Here is a 15,846-nt window from a genome sequence, read left to right on the forward strand (position 1 = left end):
GTTAAATTCTACGCATAGCAAAAAGGCGCCTTTAGGGCGCCTTTTTACATTGGTGGGGCGTGCAGGATGACTCGCTTCGCTCGCCCTTCGGGCCGTCGCCGTGAACGGCTCCGTTGTCTCACTGCGTTCGACCCGAACCTGCTGCAGGTTCGAATCTTTGAATTCCGTGCATAGCAAAAAGGCGCCTTTAGGGCACCTTTTTACATTGGTGGGGCGTGCAGGATTCGAACCTGCGACCAATTGATTAAAAGTCAACTGCTCTACCAACTGAGCTAACGCCCCGAAGTGGTGGGTGATGACGGGATCGAACCGCCGACCCCCTCCTTGTAAGGGAGGTGCTCTCCCAGCTGAGCTAATCACCCACTTCGGTACTTCATATTATGACAGAAAATCCAGCTGGCGAGAAAGTGGTGGGTGATGACGGGATCGAACCGCCGACCCCCTCCTTGTAAGGGAGGTGCTCTCCCAGCTGAGCTAATCACCCACTTCTCAATTTTCTGTTCTACACGGCGGAGACTACATAAAGTAGTTGGTGGGTGATGACGGGTTCGAACCGCCGACCCCCTCCTTGTAAGGGAGGTGCTCTCCCAGCTGAGCTAATCACCCCCGCTGTGTGGAGTCGCATTATAGGGAGAGTTGAAAATGAGTCAACGCATTTTCTAAAGAAATTGTTCGTTCGTCGTAAATTTAAACAAAACGATCGCAAAACAGTCCATGCGGCATGATTTGTATACGAAAATGGCAAAGCGTGATGTTCCAACCTGAACAACATTGAGGAATCAGACCACGGTGATAGAATACGGGCCTGATAATCTTCCCAGGATTTGCCGGTTGTCGGCATCTTTATAAACGTAAGGCCATTTCATGAAAATCAAAACTCGCTTCGCGCCTAGCCCGACAGGTTATCTGCACGTCGGCGGTGCGCGTACTGCTCTTTATTCCTGGCTTTTTGCACGTAACCATAGCGGTGAGTTTGTGCTGCGTATTGAAGACACCGATCTCGAACGCTCCACGCCGGAAGCTATCGAAGCCATTATGGATGGCATGAACTGGCTGAATCTGGAGTGGGATGAAGGTCCGTACTTCCAGACCAAACGTTTTGATCGCTACAACGCCGTTATTGATGAGATGCTGGAAGCGGGTACAGCGTATAAATGCTATTGCTCCAAAGAGCGTCTGGAACAGCTGCGTGAAGATCAGATGGCGAAAGGTGAGAAGCCACGTTATGACGGTCGCTGCCGCCACGGCCACGAACATCACGCCGATGACGAACCTTGCGTGGTGCGTTTTGCCAACCCGCAGGACGGTTCCGTTATTTTTGACGACCAGATCCGTGGGCCGATCGAATTCAGCAACCAGGAACTCGACGATCTGATCATCCGCCGTACCGACGGTTCTCCAACCTATAACTTCTGTGTGGTTGTTGATGACTGGGATATGGAAATTACCCACGTTATTCGTGGTGAAGACCATATCAACAACACCCCGCGTCAGATCAACATCCTGAAGGCGCTGAACGCGCCGGTGCCGGTTTACGCGCACGTGTCGATGATCAACGGCGACGACGGTAAAAAACTGTCCAAACGTCACGGTGCGGTCAGCGTGATGCAGTATCGCGACGATGGTTACCTGCCGGAAGCGCTGCTGAACTATCTGGTGCGTCTGGGCTGGTCCAGCGGCGATCAGGAAATCTTCACCCGCGAAGAGATGATCAAGCTGTTCTCTCTTGGTGCGGTAAGCAAATCGGCGAGCGCATTCAATACCGAAAAACTGCAGTGGCTGAACCATCACTACATTAACACTCTGGCACCTGAATATGTGGCAACGCATCTGCAGTGGCACATTGAGCAGGAAAATATCGATACCCGCGTGGGTCCGCAATTGTCCGAGCTGGTAAAACTGCTGGGCGAGCGCTGCAAAACCCTGAAAGAGATGGCGCAGAGCTGCCGCTACTTCTATGAAGACTTTGCTGAGTTCGATGCGGATGCTGCGAAGAAACACCTGCGCCCGGTTGCGCGTCAGCCGCTGGAAGTGGTGCGTGATAAAATTGCTGCCATCACCGAATGGACCGCTGAAAACGTACATCACGCCATTCAGTCTACCGCTGATGAGCTGGAAGTGGGGATGGGTAAAGTCGGTATGCCGCTGCGCGTTGCGGTTACCGGTGCAGGCCAGTCTCCAGGATTAGACGTTACGGTGCATGCGATTGGTAAATCCCGCAGCGTTGAACGTATTAACAAAGCGCTGGCGTTTATTGCTGAGCGTGAAAAGCAGCAGTAAGACAGTCAGAGAGACAACAAAACGGCAGGCGCAGATCCTGCCGTTTTTTTTGGCATTTATTCGGATTCATCAATGCCCAGACGGGTGAGAAAACTACGGATACCTTCGCGCGAAAGAAACAGCGCCAGTTTTTCTTGTTCCGCTGGTGACATGTTATCCAACGCGCTGATTATCTGGCGACAGGCGTGGCTACGGACAACGTGCGTGTATTCTGCAACGGGTTCTTCAGCCTGATAAAACTCCGGGATTTTGCGAAAAGCTGGGATATTGAGAATAAATTCCCGCACGCCGGCATCAATATGAATAAGCCTTGCGCGACCGCCCTTCACACCGGGAAACTTTTCGGTTTTCCAGTTTTGTTCTCTGATCCAACGATTGACCGTTTGTTTCGCGACTCCGAGACATTCAGCCAGCTCTTCGGTGGTCATTTTGCTGCGTAATTTTTTCATATTATTTGCTGTCGCGGATCCCTAAGCGTTGTAACAAACCGGTAATGCCTTCACGCAGGATCAATGACGTAAACATTTTCTGTTCTGCTGGCGTCATTTCTTTCGCGAGGGTGATCAGCAGTGTTTCAATAGAAGAGTCGCCAGCTAAAGATAAGTTGTCTGATAAACCTTCAGCTGAACGCTCTGCACTGCGAATGTATTCGCGAACTTGTTCGTTGACGTGAACCAGACGAGCTTTTCCGCCCTGAACGCCCGGTTTTGGTGACGTAGCCCAGCCTTCCTTGCGCACCCATTTATTAATGGTCTGCCGGCTGTAACCGGTCAGATTAGCAAGTTCTTCTGGCGTCATCCGTTCCTTGAACATAACGATTCCCTGAGTAGTCGTGGGGTTAATTAGTGGTTCAGTTTATAGCACCATTTTACTAGAAACCGTGACGCGTTTAACTACTGAATGCGAGTTGTTGCGCAATGTTCTTCATTTGCCTGCTTTTTCAGCGATTGAATTCAGTGAGTTAATTTTGCCGTTGACACGCGCGAAGGGAATTCATATTATGCCGCCCGTCAACTCGACAAGCTTTACGTGACGGGGCTATAGCTCAGCTGGGAGAGCGCTTGCATGGCATGCAAGAGGTCAGCGGTTCGATCCCGCTTAGCTCCACCAAATTTAATCCCACTAAATTTGGTACGTAAAGGCATCGTGGGGCTATAGCTCAGCTGGGAGAGCGCCTGCATGGCATGCAGGAGGTCAGCGGTTCGATCCCGCTTAGCTCCACCAAAATTAAGACCCTCGCTGAAAAGCGGGGGTTTTTTGTTTCTACTTCCTGCACGACCCTCTGCTTCCTCTATCAGATCACCAAATGACGGACATAAAAAAACCGGGGAGAATCTCCCCGGCCGAGTCACTACGATTGCGATGCTACTGTCTTACAGCACCAGTGCTGCGATGGATGCGGACAGTACGCTCACCAGCGTAGAGCCGTATACCAGCTTCAGACCAAAGCGGGATACCACGTTGCCTTGCTCTTCGTTCAGACCTTTGATTGCGCCTGCGATGATACCGATGGAAGAGAAGTTAGCGAAGGAGACCAGGAACACAGACAGAATACCTTCCGCGCGTGGAGAGAGCGTAGACGCGATTTTCTGCAGGTCCATCATGGCCACGAATTCGTTGGAAACCAGTTTAGTCGCCATGATACTGCCCACCTGCAGCGCTTCGCTGGACGGTACACCCATCACCCACGCAACCGGGTAGAAGATGTAGCCCAGGATGCCCTGGAAGGAGATGCTGTAGCCAAACCAGCCGGTGACGGTGGCAAACAAGGCGTTCAGCGCGGCAATCAGCGCGATGAAACCGATCAGCATTGCTGCCACGATAATCGCGACCTTGAAGCCTGCCAGAATGTACTCACCCAGCATTTCGAAGAAGCTCTGTCCTTCATGCAGGTTAGACATCTGAATATTTTCTTCGCTGGCATCCACGCGGTAAGGGTTGATCAGCGACAGTACAATAAAGGTGCTGAACATGTTCAGAACCAATGCAGCAACAACGTATTTTGGTTCCAGCATGGTCATGTACGCGCCGACGATGGACATGGAAACGGTGGACATTGCCGTCGCTGCCATGGTGTACATGCGGTTGCGTGACATCTTGCCCAGAATATCTTTATAGGCAATAAAGTTTTCAGACTGACCCAGGATCAGCGAGCTGACGGCGTTGAAGGACTCCAGCTTGCCCATACCGTTGACTTTGGATAACAAAAATCCAATTGCGCGGATGATAATAGGCAGAACGCGGATATGCTGCAGAATACCGATCAGGGCGGAAATGAAGACGATTGGGCACAGTACTTTCAAGAAGAAGAATGCCAGACCTTTATCGTTCATGCTGCCGAAGACAAAGTTTGTCCCTTCATTAGCAAAACCGAGCAGTTTTTCAAACATCTCCGAGAAGCCTTTCACGAAGCCCAGCCCGACATCAGAATTCAGGAAGAACCACGCCAGTAACACTTCGATAACAAGTAATTGAATAACATAACGAATGCGAATTTGTTTACGGTCACTGCTTACCAGCAGTGCGAGTACCGCAACCACGGCAAGGGCCAGGACAAAATGAAGAACGCGGTCCATATTTGCTCCAAACATGAGGCAGGTTTAATTTCCGTGCACATTCTATGCAACAACACCAAAGAAAACGAGATCAAACACACACTATAATAAGGACCTGTGACGAGATTCAAAATTAGTGATCGGTAATACACTTCCGTGATGTTTAGTATGGAAGTGAAAAGTTATGTCATTGTGCTAATCTCATAACATTAATTAAACATCTCATCTGCGTTTCCAGTTCCCTGATCTATTTATAGACCAACGCTATCAAAGAAATCATTTTTATCCATCAAAATGAATTTGATAATCATTCTCAACTGGCGTAGTTTGAAACATAGCAAAGGCTATGTTTTTGAGGCACGAAAATGACGAACGATCGCGTTGAGACAAGCAGTGGACGGGCAGCACGCAAGCTGAAACTTGCGTTAATGGGACCTGCATTCATCGCGGCTATCGGGTATATCGACCCCGGTAACTTTGCCACCAACATCCAGGCAGGGGCTAGCTTTGGCTATAAACTGCTGTGGGTCGTCGTCTGGGCCAACCTGATGGCAATGCTGATTCAGGTATTGTCGGCCAAGCTGGGGATTGCTACTGGAAAAAACCTCGCCGAGCAAATTCGCGATCACTACCCACGTCCGGTGGTGTGGTTTTACTGGGTGCAGGCTGAAATCATTGCCATGGCGACCGATCTTGCTGAATTTATCGGTGCCGCGATTGGCTTTAAGCTGATCCTCGGCGTTTCGCTGTTACAGGGGGCGGTGCTGACCGGTATCGCCACATTTTTAATCCTGATGCTGCAACGTCGCGGGCAAAAACCACTGGAAAAAGTAATTGGTGGATTACTGTTGTTTGTGGCCGCGGCATATATTGTCGAACTGATCTTCTCGCAGCCGAATCTGGCGCAGCTGAGTAAGGGCATGATCATTCCCAGTCTGCCGAACTCTGAGGCGGTCTTTCTGGCAGCCGGCGTACTCGGCGCGACCATTATGCCGCACGTCATTTACTTGCACTCCTCTTTAACCCAGCATCTGCATGGCGGGACACGGCAACAGCGCTACGCGGCAACTAAGTGGGATGTGGCTATCGCCATGACCATTGCCGGGTTTGTCAATCTGGCAATGATGGCTACTGCTGCCGCAGCCTTTCACTTCAGCGGTCATACCGGCATTACCGATCTCGATCAGGCTTATCTGACGCTGGAACCGTTGTTGAGTCATGCGGCGGCGACGGTATTTGGTCTCAGCCTGGTGGCGGCGGGGCTTTCTTCAACGGTTGTCGGCACGCTGGCCGGACAGGTTGTGATGCAGGGGTTTATCCGTTTTCATATCCCGCTGTGGGTTCGTCGTACGGTTACTATGATGCCGTCATTCATCGTCATTCTGATGGGACTGGATCCCACCCGTATTCTGGTCATGAGCCAGGTGTTGCTGAGTTTCGGTATCGCGCTGGCGCTGGTACCACTCCTGATATTCACCAGTAACGGTACGTTAATGGGGGATTTAGTTAACACCGTCTGGGTTAAATATGTTGGCTGGATGATTGTGGTACTGGTGGTGGCGCTAAATCTCTGGCTGCTGGTAGGCACTGCGCTCGGGTTGTAAGCAAAAAGAGCCCGCAGGCTCTTTTGTTACATTAATGATGGTGGCCATGACCACGTCCGTGGCCTTTGCCGCGACCGCGATGGTCATCGCGATCGTTCCAGCCTTCACGGTAACCGCGCTCGTACGCTTTGCGCTTATCCCAGCCACGATGATTACCGTTATCATGACGCCACCAGCGATTTTTGCGCCATTCATAATTATTGTGCCAGTAACCCCGGTCGCGCCAGTGGCCGCCGTCCCAGTAGTTACCATAATTATCGCGATCGCCAATTTGCAATTTTATTGATGGCAGCAGGGTGATTTCACCAGCGTTTGCGGCCAGCGGCGTGAAAGCCAATAAGGCTGCAGCCAGAATCAGTGACCTGAACATTTTTTCTCTCCTTCACGATCGAGCCGTAGCCGGCCTGTTAATGCAATATTACGGGGCAGTAAAGCCCCGTTTAATCGCCTGAACTCTTAAATCATGAAAGAGAGCACTTTTTGTTAATAAATGTGTCTTTATTTCAAACAATTCAGGATGGCGTCAATCTCCGCGCATTCTTCTGCAGACAAATGACGGTTTGCCAGCATGCCAACAGCATCTTCAATTTGCGCTGTTTTACTGGCACCAATCAACACTGAGGTGACTTTGTCTTCTCGCAACACCCAGGCCAGGGCCATTTGGGAGAGCTTTTGTCCCCGACGCTCAGCCATTGCGTTCAGCTGGCGGACTTTTTCCAGTTTCTCTGGCGTTATCTGATCCGGGTTGAGAAAACGGCTACCGCTTGCCGCACGAGAATCCGCCGGGATCCCGTTCAGGTAACGGTCGGTTAACTGCCCGCCCGCCAGCGGAGAGAAAGCGATACTGCCCACGCCTTTTTCCTGCAACAGTGACAACAATCCCCCTTCAACCCAACGTTCAAACATGGAATATTTCGGCTGATGAATCAGGCACGGGGTACCTAAGTCGTCGAGGATCTCAATCGCCTGTCTGGCAAGGTCGGCGGGATAGTTAGACAGCCCGACATACAGCGCTTTTCCCTGGCGAACAATGTGATCCAGCGCCTTCATGGTTTCTGTGAGCGGCGTTTCGGGATCGGGACGATGGTGGTAGAAGATATCCACGTACTCCAGACCCATACGTTTCAGGCTCTGGTCGAGGCTGGCAATCAGGTATTTACGCGAACCCCAGTCGCCGTAGGGGCCATCCCACATGGTGTAGCCCGCCTTGGTGGAAATAATGAGTTCGTCCCGCCACGGTAAAAAATCTTCCTGCAAAATACGGCCAAAATTTCGCTCGGCAGAGCCCGGCGGTGGGCCGTAGTTATTGGCGAGATCAAAATGGGTGATCCCCAGATCGAACGCGCGCTGTAGCAGGCTTCGGCTGTTTTCTACCTGCGTGGTGTCGCCAAAATTGTGCCATAAGCCCAGAGAGATAACCGGTAGCTTGAGTCCGCTCTGACCGCAGCGGCGGTACTCCATTGTCTGATAGCGATTTTCATCCGCGTGATAAACCATGTAGACCCCTTCCTGATAGCAAGATGACGTATATGTTTTAGTGTATACGGTTACACGGTCGATTCTTCAATGGTATTTCACCGGCAAAACTGTAAATCCTGCTTTCCACCCCTCCACGTCGTGTTTTCTGGACAGTCATCACAGTTCTTCGATACTCAACATGAGGTTACCGTCAGAAGGATAGCTGTCATGCAAACCGCGTATTCCGTTGCTGATTACCTGCTGGACAGACTGGCAGGGTGTGGTGTTGGCCATCTTTTTGGTGTGCCGGGCGATTATAATTTGCAGTTTCTTGACCACGTGATTGACCACCCCGACGTGCGTTGGGTTGGCTGCGCAAACGAATTAAATGCGGCTTATGCTGCGGATGGCTATGCCCGGGTCGCCGGGGCAGGGGCGCTTCTCACCACCTTTGGCGTTGGGGAGTTAAGCGCCATTAATGGAATCGCAGGCAGTTACGCAGAATATGTACCCGTGCTGCAGATAGTGGGTGCGCCGTGCAGCAGCGCTCAGCGGCGTGGGGAGCTGATGCATCACACCCTGGGCGACGGCGATTTTCTGCATTTTTATCGCATGCATCAAGCGGTAACGGCGGCCAGCGCGGTGCTTGATGCCCAAAACGCCTGCTATGAAATTGACCGTGTGCTACGGGTCATGTTAACCGAACGTCGGCCAGGGTATCTGATGTTGCCTGCCGATGTCGCCAAACAGCCCGCCACGCCCCCACAGGACAGACTGATTATTCCTCTGAGTGAATCGGAAAGTAGCGTCGTTGCGGCGTTTCGCTATCAGGCCCGTGAGCGCTTGTTGGACAGCTCGCGCGTGGCGTTGCTGGCGGATTTTCTTGCGCAGCGCTTTGGTTTGCAACCTGTTTTGCAGCGCTGGATGGCAGAAACGCCGATGGCTCATGCCACATTGTTAATGGGTAAAGGGCTTTTTGATGAACGTCATCCTGCGTTTGTTGGCACCTACAGCGCGGGGGCCAGCAGTGAATATGTGCGCCGGGCGATAGAAGATGTCGACACCGTTATTTGCGTGGGTACCTGTTTTGTCGACACGCTAACCGCCGGTTTTACGCAATGCTTGCCGCAGGAGCGCACGATTGAGGTTCAACCGCATGCTTCACGTGTGGGAAGCCAGTGGTTTAACATCCCGATGGAGCAGGCGGTTACCACGCTACGGGAGCTGTGCCTGGAGCTGTCGTTTTCTCTGCCGCCAGAACGCCCGCCTGTCGGGCGACGTCAGGTTGAACAGGGGCCGCTGACACAGGAAAATTTCTGGTACACGGTGCAGCAATACCTGGCAGCTGACGACATTATCCTCGTCGATCAGGGGACCGCGGCATTTGGTGCCGCTACGCTTTCGTTACCTTCCGGGGCGGAAGTACTGGTACAGCCGCTGTGGGGATCGATTGGTTATTCCTTACCCGCCGCACTGGGAGCGCAAACGGCATACCCGGATCGGCGGGTGATCCTGATAATTGGCGATGGCGCTGCCCAGCTTACCATTCAGGAATTGGGTACGATGCTCAGAGACGGACAAACGCCGGTTATTTTGCTGCTCAATAATGACGGCTATACCGTGGAGCGGGCTATTCACGGGGCAAACCAGCGTTATAACGACATTGCCGGATGGAACTGGACGCAGGTGCCACAGGCGCTGAGCCGCGAGTGTCAGGCGGAGTGCTGGCGCGTGACGCAGGCTGTACAGCTGGAGGAAGTTCTGGCCCGGCTGGCGCGCCCGCAGCGGCTTTCGTTAATTGAAGTGATGCTGCCGAAAGCCGATCTGCCTGAGCTTCTGCGCACGGTGACCCGTGCGCTGGAAGCCCGTAACGGGGGATAGTTATTGATCGGGGCGGTTGGCGATCATCATCGGTTTGCCTGCCAACAGCAGCCAGGCGGGAAGCATGACGATACACAGCAGCGGCAGCAGGGTGGCGTCGGGGACCACTACTGCCGCCATAAACAGGCTTAGCCAGGCGTCGCGGGTGACAACCAGCACCAGCCCCAGAATGGCGCAGGAGACGGTGATTGCTGCCGGAACCGCTTCGACATGGGCATGCAGCATCAATCCCAGTGCCACGCCAACGAATACCGCCGGGAAAATACGTCCTCCACGAAAACCACTGGCGGCAGCAACCACTAACGCCGCCAGTTTGATCACCGCGAGCATGAAATAGTCTGATGCCCCCAGCGTTTGGCTAAACGCCATTTGCTGCATCTCATCCAGCCCTTTAAACAGGGTAAGTGGTCCCCCAATAATGCCCAGAATCCCAAGCAGAAAGCCGCCAATGCCGAGAATCAGTACCGGGTGTTTCAGGCGATGAATCAACTGATGTAAACGGGGTAAACACCACACCGCCACCATGCCTGCCGCAATGGCAATGGCGGCAACCACCGCGCCGCTAAAAATATCGGTCAGCTGTAGCTGAGTATATTGGGCGATGGGCAATGAAAAATGCGGATGAAAGAACAGGTCAGTCGTCAGTGCACCGGCAGCAGCAGCCAGCAGTGGCGCAAACAGGCGATCCCATAACGGCACATCGTTGGAGCCATTCAGCGTTTGTGAAAATATCAGTGCCGCGGCGACAGGCGTACCAAATAGCGCTCCGATGGTGCCCGCAGAGGCGAGAATGGTCCAGTCCAGCTTATTAATTCGAGGGAACAGACGCACGCCAATCGCCGCCGCCAGCGCGATATTCACGGTCATTATTGGGTGTTCAGGCCCCAAACTGACGCCGCCGGCCAGGCCGAGGATCAGCGCAGCCAGCAGGCCCGGCAGTGCTGACGTGGGGACCGGCATTCCGATTAGCGGTTCACAGGCTGGGTCCGGTCCCGCATGCCCGTGGCTGTAGCGGATGACGAGTCCGACCAGTATCCCGGTCAACGTGAGCATACCGATTATCCACAGCGAAGAGTCATGAGCAATGCCGATGCTGGCGGGCAGGCGCTCCCATAAAAATTGCTGTAAAACGGCGGCCACTTTCATGACGATGATCAGCACCAGGCTTGAGGCAACGCCAATGATCAGTGCGGGAGTGGATAACAACAGCATCGTTCTGGCTCGCGGATGGAGCATTTTCTATTCCCTCAAATAGAGTCATAAGCATAGTTTGCACAGCCTGCCTGCTGACATCGCTGCAAATGGTGCTGAAACGATAAAGTAATTCTGTGATCTGGGTCGATATTTTATCGGCATCAGCCTTCAGGCCGTTGTTGTTATGCCCCCATGAATTTACAGTGTGGCAAAGATTTATTCTGACTTTAGCGGAGCAGTAGAAGAATGACAAAATATGCTTTAGTAGGTGATGTTGGCGGCACCAACGCGCGTCTTGCTCTGTGCGACATTGCCAGCGGTGAAATTTCGCAGGCTAAGACCTATTCAGGACTGGATTACCCCAGCCTTGAGGCCGTGGTTCGCGTGTACCTGGATGAGCATAGCGTCAGCGTCGAAGACGGGTGTATTGCGATTGCCTGTCCGATTACCGGCGACTGGGTGGCAATGACCAACCATACCTGGGCGTTTTCTATTGCTGAAATGAAAAAGAATCTCGGTTTTAGCCATCTGGAAATCATCAATGATTTCACCGCCGTGTCGATGGCGATCCCGATGCTGAAAAAAGAGCATTTGATCCAATTTGGTGGCACGGAGCCGGTAGAAGGTAAACCGATTGCCGTGTACGGTGCGGGAACCGGTTTAGGCGTAGCGCATCTGGTGCACGTCGATAAGCGCTGGGTGAGCCTGCCGGGAGAGGGCGGTCACGTAGATTTCGCACCTAACAGCGAAGAAGAGGCGATTATTCTTGAAGTCCTGCGCGCTGAGATTGGCCATGTTTCTGCAGAACGCGTGCTGTCCGGTCCGGGGCTGGTGAACCTGTACCGCGCTATCGTCAAATCCGACGGACGTCTGCCGGAAAACCTGCAGCCGAAGGATATCACCGAACGTGCGCTGGCAGACTCGTGCACTGACTGTCGTCGGGCGCTGTCGCTGTTTTGCGTGATTATGGGACGCTTTGGTGGCGATCTGGCGTTAACGCTGGGGACCTTTGGCGGTGTTTATATTGCCGGCGGGATTGTGCCGCGCTTCCTTGAATTCTTTAAAGCATCGGGTTTCCGCGGTGGCTTTGAAGATAAAGGTCGTTTTAAAGCCTACGTACAGGATATTCCGGTGTATTTGATTGTGCATGATAACCCTGGTCTGCTGGGCTCCGGTGCGCACCTGCGCCAGACGCTGGGGCATATTCTGTAAGATCCCTGCCGGATGGTGTCTATTAATACCTATCCGGCACACTATAAATAATATGCCTGCCGCCGTCAGGGTAACGCATTATGTCCCGTGAGTTTTACTCGCAATCTCGTTCAGTACTATCGCTATCATCTGCTGTTCAAACATTTCGCTGTGCAGGTATCTTTTTTCTCTGTATTTTTTATCTGTCTCGAGATAAGGCTGATGCAAAACGCATTCAGGTGGCGTACACGAAATAAGAGTATTAATGACGTCGATTGGCTGAGGATATTCAAAAAAAAGCGCGCCGGGATGGTAGTTATGCTTAATTTGCCATTCTGCCAGGTCATCCAGAAAACAGTCAGCTTCTGGTTTTGACATTGTGCTGGCTTTTTCGCTGCCCCACACCACACTCGCCAGGTTGTATAACCCATGTGCGTATGGCCAGAACATTTTATTGAGCTTAGTAAGACCCGCGTCCCTCAACTTTGGTACGCTTTTACAATATAAATCGAGCTGCACGCCCGCTTCTGTCACATCCTCCTCGAGGAGCGCCATCAGATAACGGAGGATACACACATCGCTGGCTGCCTGCTTCGTCGCCAGTACCTTTTGCGCTCGTTTACTGGCTTCAGCCGCAAAATCAGTTCGTTTGTACCACAGCGCCATGACTAAATTAGTAATCGCTATAGTAACAGGGTGACCGTTGTCACTGAGACCCCATTTTTCAGGTAACAGCAGCGGTACGCGGGCAAACAGGCCGGCAGCAAGAATATCGAGGGTCGTCCAGATGTTTATACTGTGGTCGCATCCGGAATCTACGCCGAGTGTTGTATGTTTGATCATGGCTGACTGACGCAGCGCAGCATGCAGTAATGCCATATCGTTGGCGAGGATGGCCGTTTTAAATCCTAATAAATCAGGATTGTGATTAATGCGCAGCATAAAAAGCCATAGCCTTATCTGCTCTTGCAGTGACGCATCTTTATGGCATTGCGTCTGGGTATCCAGACATTCTGCTAAATAATCATCGGTATCCATCCATACCCGGGCATTTTGATCAGCTTCTTTCGCGTATTCACGCTGATATGCACGTTGATATTTTTCCGTCAGCTTTGCCATTAAATCTCAGCGCTCTTTCTTTGTGGGGTAAGTGTTATAAATGCATTAACTGCCTAAACTCTTTCACTTTACTTCGACTAACCGGGATTTCAAATTCCAGGTCTTTTAACCGCAGAATGTAGGTGTTATTGAACCACGGCTCGATTTCACGGATTTTATTCAGATTCACGCAGAACGAACGGTGACAGCGGAAGAAATGTGAAGCCGGCAGTTTGCTGCAAAATTCGCTGATGTTCATCGGCATGACGTACGATTCCCGTCGTGTGTAGACAAACGTCATCTTTTCATGTGCTTCAGCGTAGTAGATATCGTTGATCGGAGTCACGATGATTCGCTCATCTTTGATCAGATTGATGGTGTCATTCTCTCGCGTGACGGGGGTTATGTGTGGGGTTCCCGTTTGTTGCTGCTGCCAGGCTGCTTCCAGCTTTTGCAGCATTCCGACAATCCGTGACTCCTGGTACGGCTTCAGAATGTAGTCAAACGCTTCGAGTTCAAACGCCTCAACAGCGTGTTCTTTCCATGCAGTAATAAACACAATAAAGGGTTTATGCGCGAACTGGCTGATGTTTTGCGCCAGTAATACGCCGTCCAGCGAGGGAATATTAATATCGAGAAAAATGGCGTCGACGCGGTTGTGCTGCAGAAATTTCAGCACGTCCAGACCGTCGTCAAACGTGCCGACAATCTCCATCTGGCTGTGTTCTTTTATCAGCCAGCTCAGTTCCTGTTGGGCCAGGAATTCATCTTCAACAATGATGACTTTCACTACTTCACTCCTGGTTAAAGCAATAAGGTCGCCGGTGCGGCAGCGGGGGAGTGCTGATTGGGCACATAAAACGCAATCTCGGTGCCAGGTTCCAGGCGGCGGATATGCAGCCCTTCGCCGTAGAGTAGCTTCACACGATGATGCACGTTCAACAGGCCGATTTTATTGCCCGGCATTTCGTTGGACTCGACCCGCTCAATGACTTTTGGATCGATACCGTGACCGGTATCCCTGACGGCGATGCGTACCCGGTTACCGCACTCTGCGACGCTGATAGTGACCACGCCTTTTCCTTTGCACGACTGGATACCGTGAACGATGGCGTTTTCTACCAGCGGCTGAATCAGCAGGCTGGGAATATAGCAGCTTACCTCTTCATCAATATCATAAATAACCGTTAGCTTATCGCCAAAGCGAGCCTGTTCAATGGCGATGTAGTCCTTAATTTGATACAGCTCTTTCTTAATATCGATCTGCTCATCGTCTTTCAATTCAATATTATAGCGAAGATAACGCGACAAATTAAAAATCAGCTGGCGGGCGGTATCTGGGTTAAGCCTGACCGATGACGAAATAGCGTTTAGCGCATTAAACAGAAAATGGGGATTGATTTTACTTTGCAGCGCACGTAGCTCTGCCTTATTTGCCATCTCCCGCAGTTGCTCTGCACGGGAAACCTCAAGCTGTGTAGAGATAATCTGCGACAAACCGATCGCCATTTCCTGTAACGAGGAGGTGATCTGATGGGCGTGACAGTAGTAGATTTTCAGCGTGCCGGTCACGACGCCTTTCTCCCAGAGCGGGATCACCAGCATGGAGTGTATTTCCGGCGTTCGATGCGCTTCATCATTGTTTTTTATTATTATTTTGCCGTGATTGATGGCTTCCTGCGTAGTGGGGCTGACGAAGTCATCGTTGTTGCGATAGTTGAGTTCCCCGACGCCAACATAGGCCAGAACGTGCTGGGTATTGGTGATGGCAACCGCATCTGCGTGAATGTCATGGCGAATAATTTCGCATACCTGACGTAACGACTCGCTGTTGACATGGCGAAAGAGCGGCAGGGTTTTGTTGGCAATATCCAGTGCCAGTTTGGCCTGCTTGGCGGCGCTGGCCTCTTTCTCTCCTTCGACGCTTTGTACCAGCATCACAATAAAGCCAATACAGACGCTGCCGAGGATCATCGGGATACCGATTTTTGAGACAATATCCAGTCCCAGTTCGGTGGTGGGGGCCCAGGCGACCACCAGAATCATGGTCAACGTTTCGCACAGCATCCCACCTAAAATACCGGCACGCCAGTGCTGTGCTTTGGGGATTTTACGGTTGATCCAGCCGGCAATACAGCCCGCCAAAATACTGGTGATAAAGCACGGCAGGGCGGTGACGCCGCCAATGTCGATCAGATAGCGGTGGATACCTGCGATGATGCCGGTAATGATGCCAACCCACGGGCCGAACAGGATCCCCCCCGACATCACCGCAATAATACGCACGTTTACCAGAGAACCTTCGACCGGTACTCCGGACCAGGTACTGAACAGGGCAAACATAGAGAAAATGGCCGTTACGGCGAGCAGTTCCTTCGGGGAGTGGGCTGACTTGTGCAACAGTTCTCGAAACAAGCGGATACGAATCAGAAAAAACAGGCAGAACAGCATCAGCGCTGCCCGATCAAAGACCGCCAGCAGCATATTGAATATTTCGTGCACGGGTGACTCTTGCGAATAGATTAAACCTCTATGATAGGTAACCTGAGCAAGGATGACCAGCATCCCCATTGCGCCGGGCTAAT

14 protein-coding genes, 6 tRNA genes and 1 other RNA gene are annotated in these 15,846 nt (G+C 52.0%); 7 read left to right on the forward strand and 14 right to left on the reverse strand.

Going from position 1 to position 15,846, the window contains the following annotated elements:
* Positions 1-50 precede the first annotated feature (50 nt).
* The 5 genes from AC3ITF_RS06725 to AC3ITF_RS06745 all read right to left on the reverse strand — a co-directional run bounded on the left by AC3ITF_RS06725 (position 51) and on the right by AC3ITF_RS06745 (position 606).
* Positions 51-184: non-coding RNA, RtT sRNA (locus tag AC3ITF_RS06725), on the reverse strand.
* A 22-nt stretch (positions 185-206) separates the two neighbouring features.
* Positions 207-282: transfer RNA gene (locus AC3ITF_RS06730), tRNA-Lys, on the reverse strand.
* 4 nt (positions 283-286) lie between these two features.
* Positions 287-362: transfer RNA gene (locus tag AC3ITF_RS06735), tRNA-Val, on the reverse strand.
* 46 nt (positions 363-408) lie between these two features.
* Positions 409-484, reverse strand: a tRNA-Val gene (locus tag AC3ITF_RS06740).
* A gap of 46 nt (positions 485-530) precedes the next feature.
* Positions 531-606 (reverse strand) — tRNA-Val (locus tag AC3ITF_RS06745).
* Positions 607-864: 258 nt separating this feature from the next.
* Here AC3ITF_RS06745 and gltX point away from each other — a divergent pair.
* Positions 865-2,280 carry a glutamate--tRNA ligase gene (gene gltX, locus AC3ITF_RS06750; RefSeq protein WP_115257841.1) on the forward strand — a complete coding sequence of 472 codons (1,416 nt, stop codon included), beginning with the start codon at positions 865-867 and terminating at the stop codon, positions 2,278-2,280.
* 56 nt (positions 2,281-2,336) lie between these two features.
* Here the strand turns inward: gltX and AC3ITF_RS06755 are convergent, their stop codons facing one another.
* A complete protein-coding gene (locus AC3ITF_RS06755; protein WP_096756265.1) occupies positions 2,337-2,729 on the reverse strand; it encodes a MerR family transcriptional regulator in 393 nt (130 codons plus the stop codon).
* Position 2,730: 1 nt separating this feature from the next.
* Positions 2,731-3,093 carry a YfeC-like transcriptional regulator gene (locus AC3ITF_RS06760; protein ID WP_096756266.1) on the reverse strand — a complete coding sequence of 121 codons (363 nt, stop codon included), beginning with the start codon at positions 3,091-3,093 and terminating at the stop codon, positions 2,731-2,733.
* A 221-nt stretch (positions 3,094-3,314) separates the two neighbouring features.
* Here AC3ITF_RS06760 and AC3ITF_RS06765 point away from each other — a divergent pair.
* Positions 3,315-3,390: transfer RNA gene (locus tag AC3ITF_RS06765), tRNA-Ala, on the forward strand.
* Positions 3,391-3,428: 38 nt separating this feature from the next.
* Positions 3,429-3,504 (forward strand) — tRNA-Ala (locus tag AC3ITF_RS06770).
* Positions 3,505-3,653: 149 nt separating this feature from the next.
* On the opposite strand, the gene nupC is transcribed toward AC3ITF_RS06770, so the two are convergent.
* A complete protein-coding gene (nupC, locus tag AC3ITF_RS06775) occupies positions 3,654-4,856 on the reverse strand; it encodes a nucleoside permease NupC (RefSeq protein WP_115257842.1) in 1,203 nt (400 codons plus the stop codon).
* Between the two features lie 273 nt (positions 4,857-5,129).
* Between nupC and AC3ITF_RS06780 the strand changes: the two genes are divergently transcribed.
* Positions 5,130-5,204, forward strand: a complete 75-nt coding sequence (locus AC3ITF_RS06780) for a hypothetical protein (protein ID WP_420838392.1) — start codon at positions 5,130-5,132, stop codon at positions 5,202-5,204.
* Positions 5,201-6,439 carry an Nramp family divalent metal transporter gene (locus tag AC3ITF_RS06785; protein WP_117343677.1) on the forward strand — a complete coding sequence of 413 codons (1,239 nt, stop codon included), beginning with the start codon at positions 5,201-5,203 and terminating at the stop codon, positions 6,437-6,439. The genes AC3ITF_RS06780 and AC3ITF_RS06785 overlap by 4 nt, the downstream gene beginning before the upstream one ends.
* A 31-nt stretch (positions 6,440-6,470) precedes the next feature.
* Here AC3ITF_RS06785 and ypeC read toward each other — a convergent pair whose 3' ends face one another.
* Together ypeC and mgrA are read right to left on the reverse strand one after the other, a co-directional pair.
* Complete coding sequence (gene ypeC / locus AC3ITF_RS06790; RefSeq protein WP_096756273.1) at positions 6,471-6,809, reverse strand: DUF2502 domain-containing protein YpeC; 339 nt, start codon at positions 6,807-6,809, stop codon at positions 6,471-6,473.
* A gap of 128 nt (positions 6,810-6,937) precedes the next feature.
* Positions 6,938-7,936: an L-glyceraldehyde 3-phosphate reductase gene (mgrA, locus tag AC3ITF_RS06795; RefSeq protein ID WP_096756274.1), complete on the reverse strand. Its 999-nt coding sequence runs from the start codon at positions 7,934-7,936 to the stop codon at positions 6,938-6,940.
* Between the two features lie 189 nt (positions 7,937-8,125).
* Here mgrA and AC3ITF_RS06800 point away from each other — a divergent pair, with 189 nt between their 5' ends.
* Complete coding sequence (locus AC3ITF_RS06800) at positions 8,126-9,778, forward strand: alpha-keto acid decarboxylase family protein (protein WP_489176253.1); 1,653 nt, start codon at positions 8,126-8,128, stop codon at positions 9,776-9,778.
* Here the strand turns inward: AC3ITF_RS06800 and AC3ITF_RS06805 are convergent, their stop codons facing one another.
* Positions 9,779-11,014 (reverse strand): ion channel protein, encoded by a 1,236-nt coding sequence (locus AC3ITF_RS06805; RefSeq protein ID WP_135911655.1) that lies wholly within the window; start codon positions 11,012-11,014, stop codon positions 9,779-9,781.
* Positions 11,015-11,218: 204 nt separating this feature from the next.
* On the opposite strand from AC3ITF_RS06805, the gene glk reads away from it, so the two are divergent.
* A complete protein-coding gene (glk, locus tag AC3ITF_RS06810) occupies positions 11,219-12,184 on the forward strand; it encodes a glucokinase (protein WP_096756277.1) in 966 nt (321 codons plus the stop codon).
* A 78-nt stretch (positions 12,185-12,262) separates the two neighbouring features.
* Here glk and AC3ITF_RS06815 read toward each other — a convergent pair whose 3' ends face one another.
* Genes AC3ITF_RS06815 through AC3ITF_RS06825 form a run of 3 tightly spaced genes read right to left on the reverse strand, consistent with a single transcriptional unit; the run spans position 12,263 to position 15,763 of the window.
* The gene (locus AC3ITF_RS06815) at positions 12,263-13,282 is read right to left on the reverse strand and encodes a hypothetical protein (protein WP_489176254.1); all 1,020 of its coding nucleotides are present in this window, start codon (positions 13,280-13,282) and stop codon (positions 12,263-12,265) included.
* A gap of 34 nt (positions 13,283-13,316) precedes the next feature.
* Positions 13,317-14,051 (reverse strand): two-component system response regulator YpdB, encoded by a 735-nt coding sequence (gene ypdB, locus AC3ITF_RS06820; RefSeq protein WP_117343681.1) that lies wholly within the window; start codon positions 14,049-14,051, stop codon positions 13,317-13,319.
* Positions 14,052-14,065: 14 nt separating this feature from the next.
* Positions 14,066-15,763, reverse strand: coding sequence for a sensor histidine kinase (locus AC3ITF_RS06825; protein WP_115259914.1), 1,698 nt, complete (start codon positions 15,761-15,763; stop codon positions 14,066-14,068).
* Positions 15,764-15,846 lie beyond the last annotated feature (83 nt).

This window comes from Citrobacter sp. KH_055_1 (genome assembly GCF_057838705.1).

Bases quoted from the DNA above. Each gene is read 5' to 3' on its own strand.
- AC3ITF_RS06785 (WP_117343677.1), top strand. From the start codon at position 5,201: ATGACGAACGATCGCGTTGAGACAAGCAGTGGACGGGCAGCACGCAAG.
- AC3ITF_RS06755 (WP_096756265.1), bottom strand. From the start codon at position 2,729: ATGAAAAAATTACGCAGCAAAATGACCACCGAAGAGCTGGCTGAATGT.
- AC3ITF_RS06800 (WP_489176253.1), top strand. From the start codon at position 8,126: ATGCAAACCGCGTATTCCGTTGCTGATTACCTGCTGGACAGACTGGCA.
- ypeC (WP_096756273.1), bottom strand. From the start codon at position 6,809: ATGTTCAGGTCACTGATTCTGGCTGCAGCCTTATTGGCTTTCACGCCG.
- nupC (WP_115257842.1), bottom strand. From the start codon at position 4,856: ATGGACCGCGTTCTTCATTTTGTCCTGGCCCTTGCCGTGGTTGCGGTA.
- AC3ITF_RS06815 (WP_489176254.1), bottom strand. From the start codon at position 13,282: ATGGCAAAGCTGACGGAAAAATATCAACGTGCATATCAGCGTGAATAC.
- gltX (WP_115257841.1), top strand. From the start codon at position 865: ATGAAAATCAAAACTCGCTTCGCGCCTAGCCCGACAGGTTATCTGCAC.
- AC3ITF_RS06805 (WP_135911655.1), bottom strand. From the start codon at position 11,014: ATGCTCCATCCGCGAGCCAGAACGATGCTGTTGTTATCCACTCCCGCA.
- glk (WP_096756277.1), top strand. From the start codon at position 11,219: ATGACAAAATATGCTTTAGTAGGTGATGTTGGCGGCACCAACGCGCGT.
- mgrA (WP_096756274.1), bottom strand. From the start codon at position 7,936: ATGGTTTATCACGCGGATGAAAATCGCTATCAGACAATGGAGTACCGC.
- AC3ITF_RS06760 (WP_096756266.1), bottom strand. From the start codon at position 3,093: ATGTTCAAGGAACGGATGACGCCAGAAGAACTTGCTAATCTGACCGGT.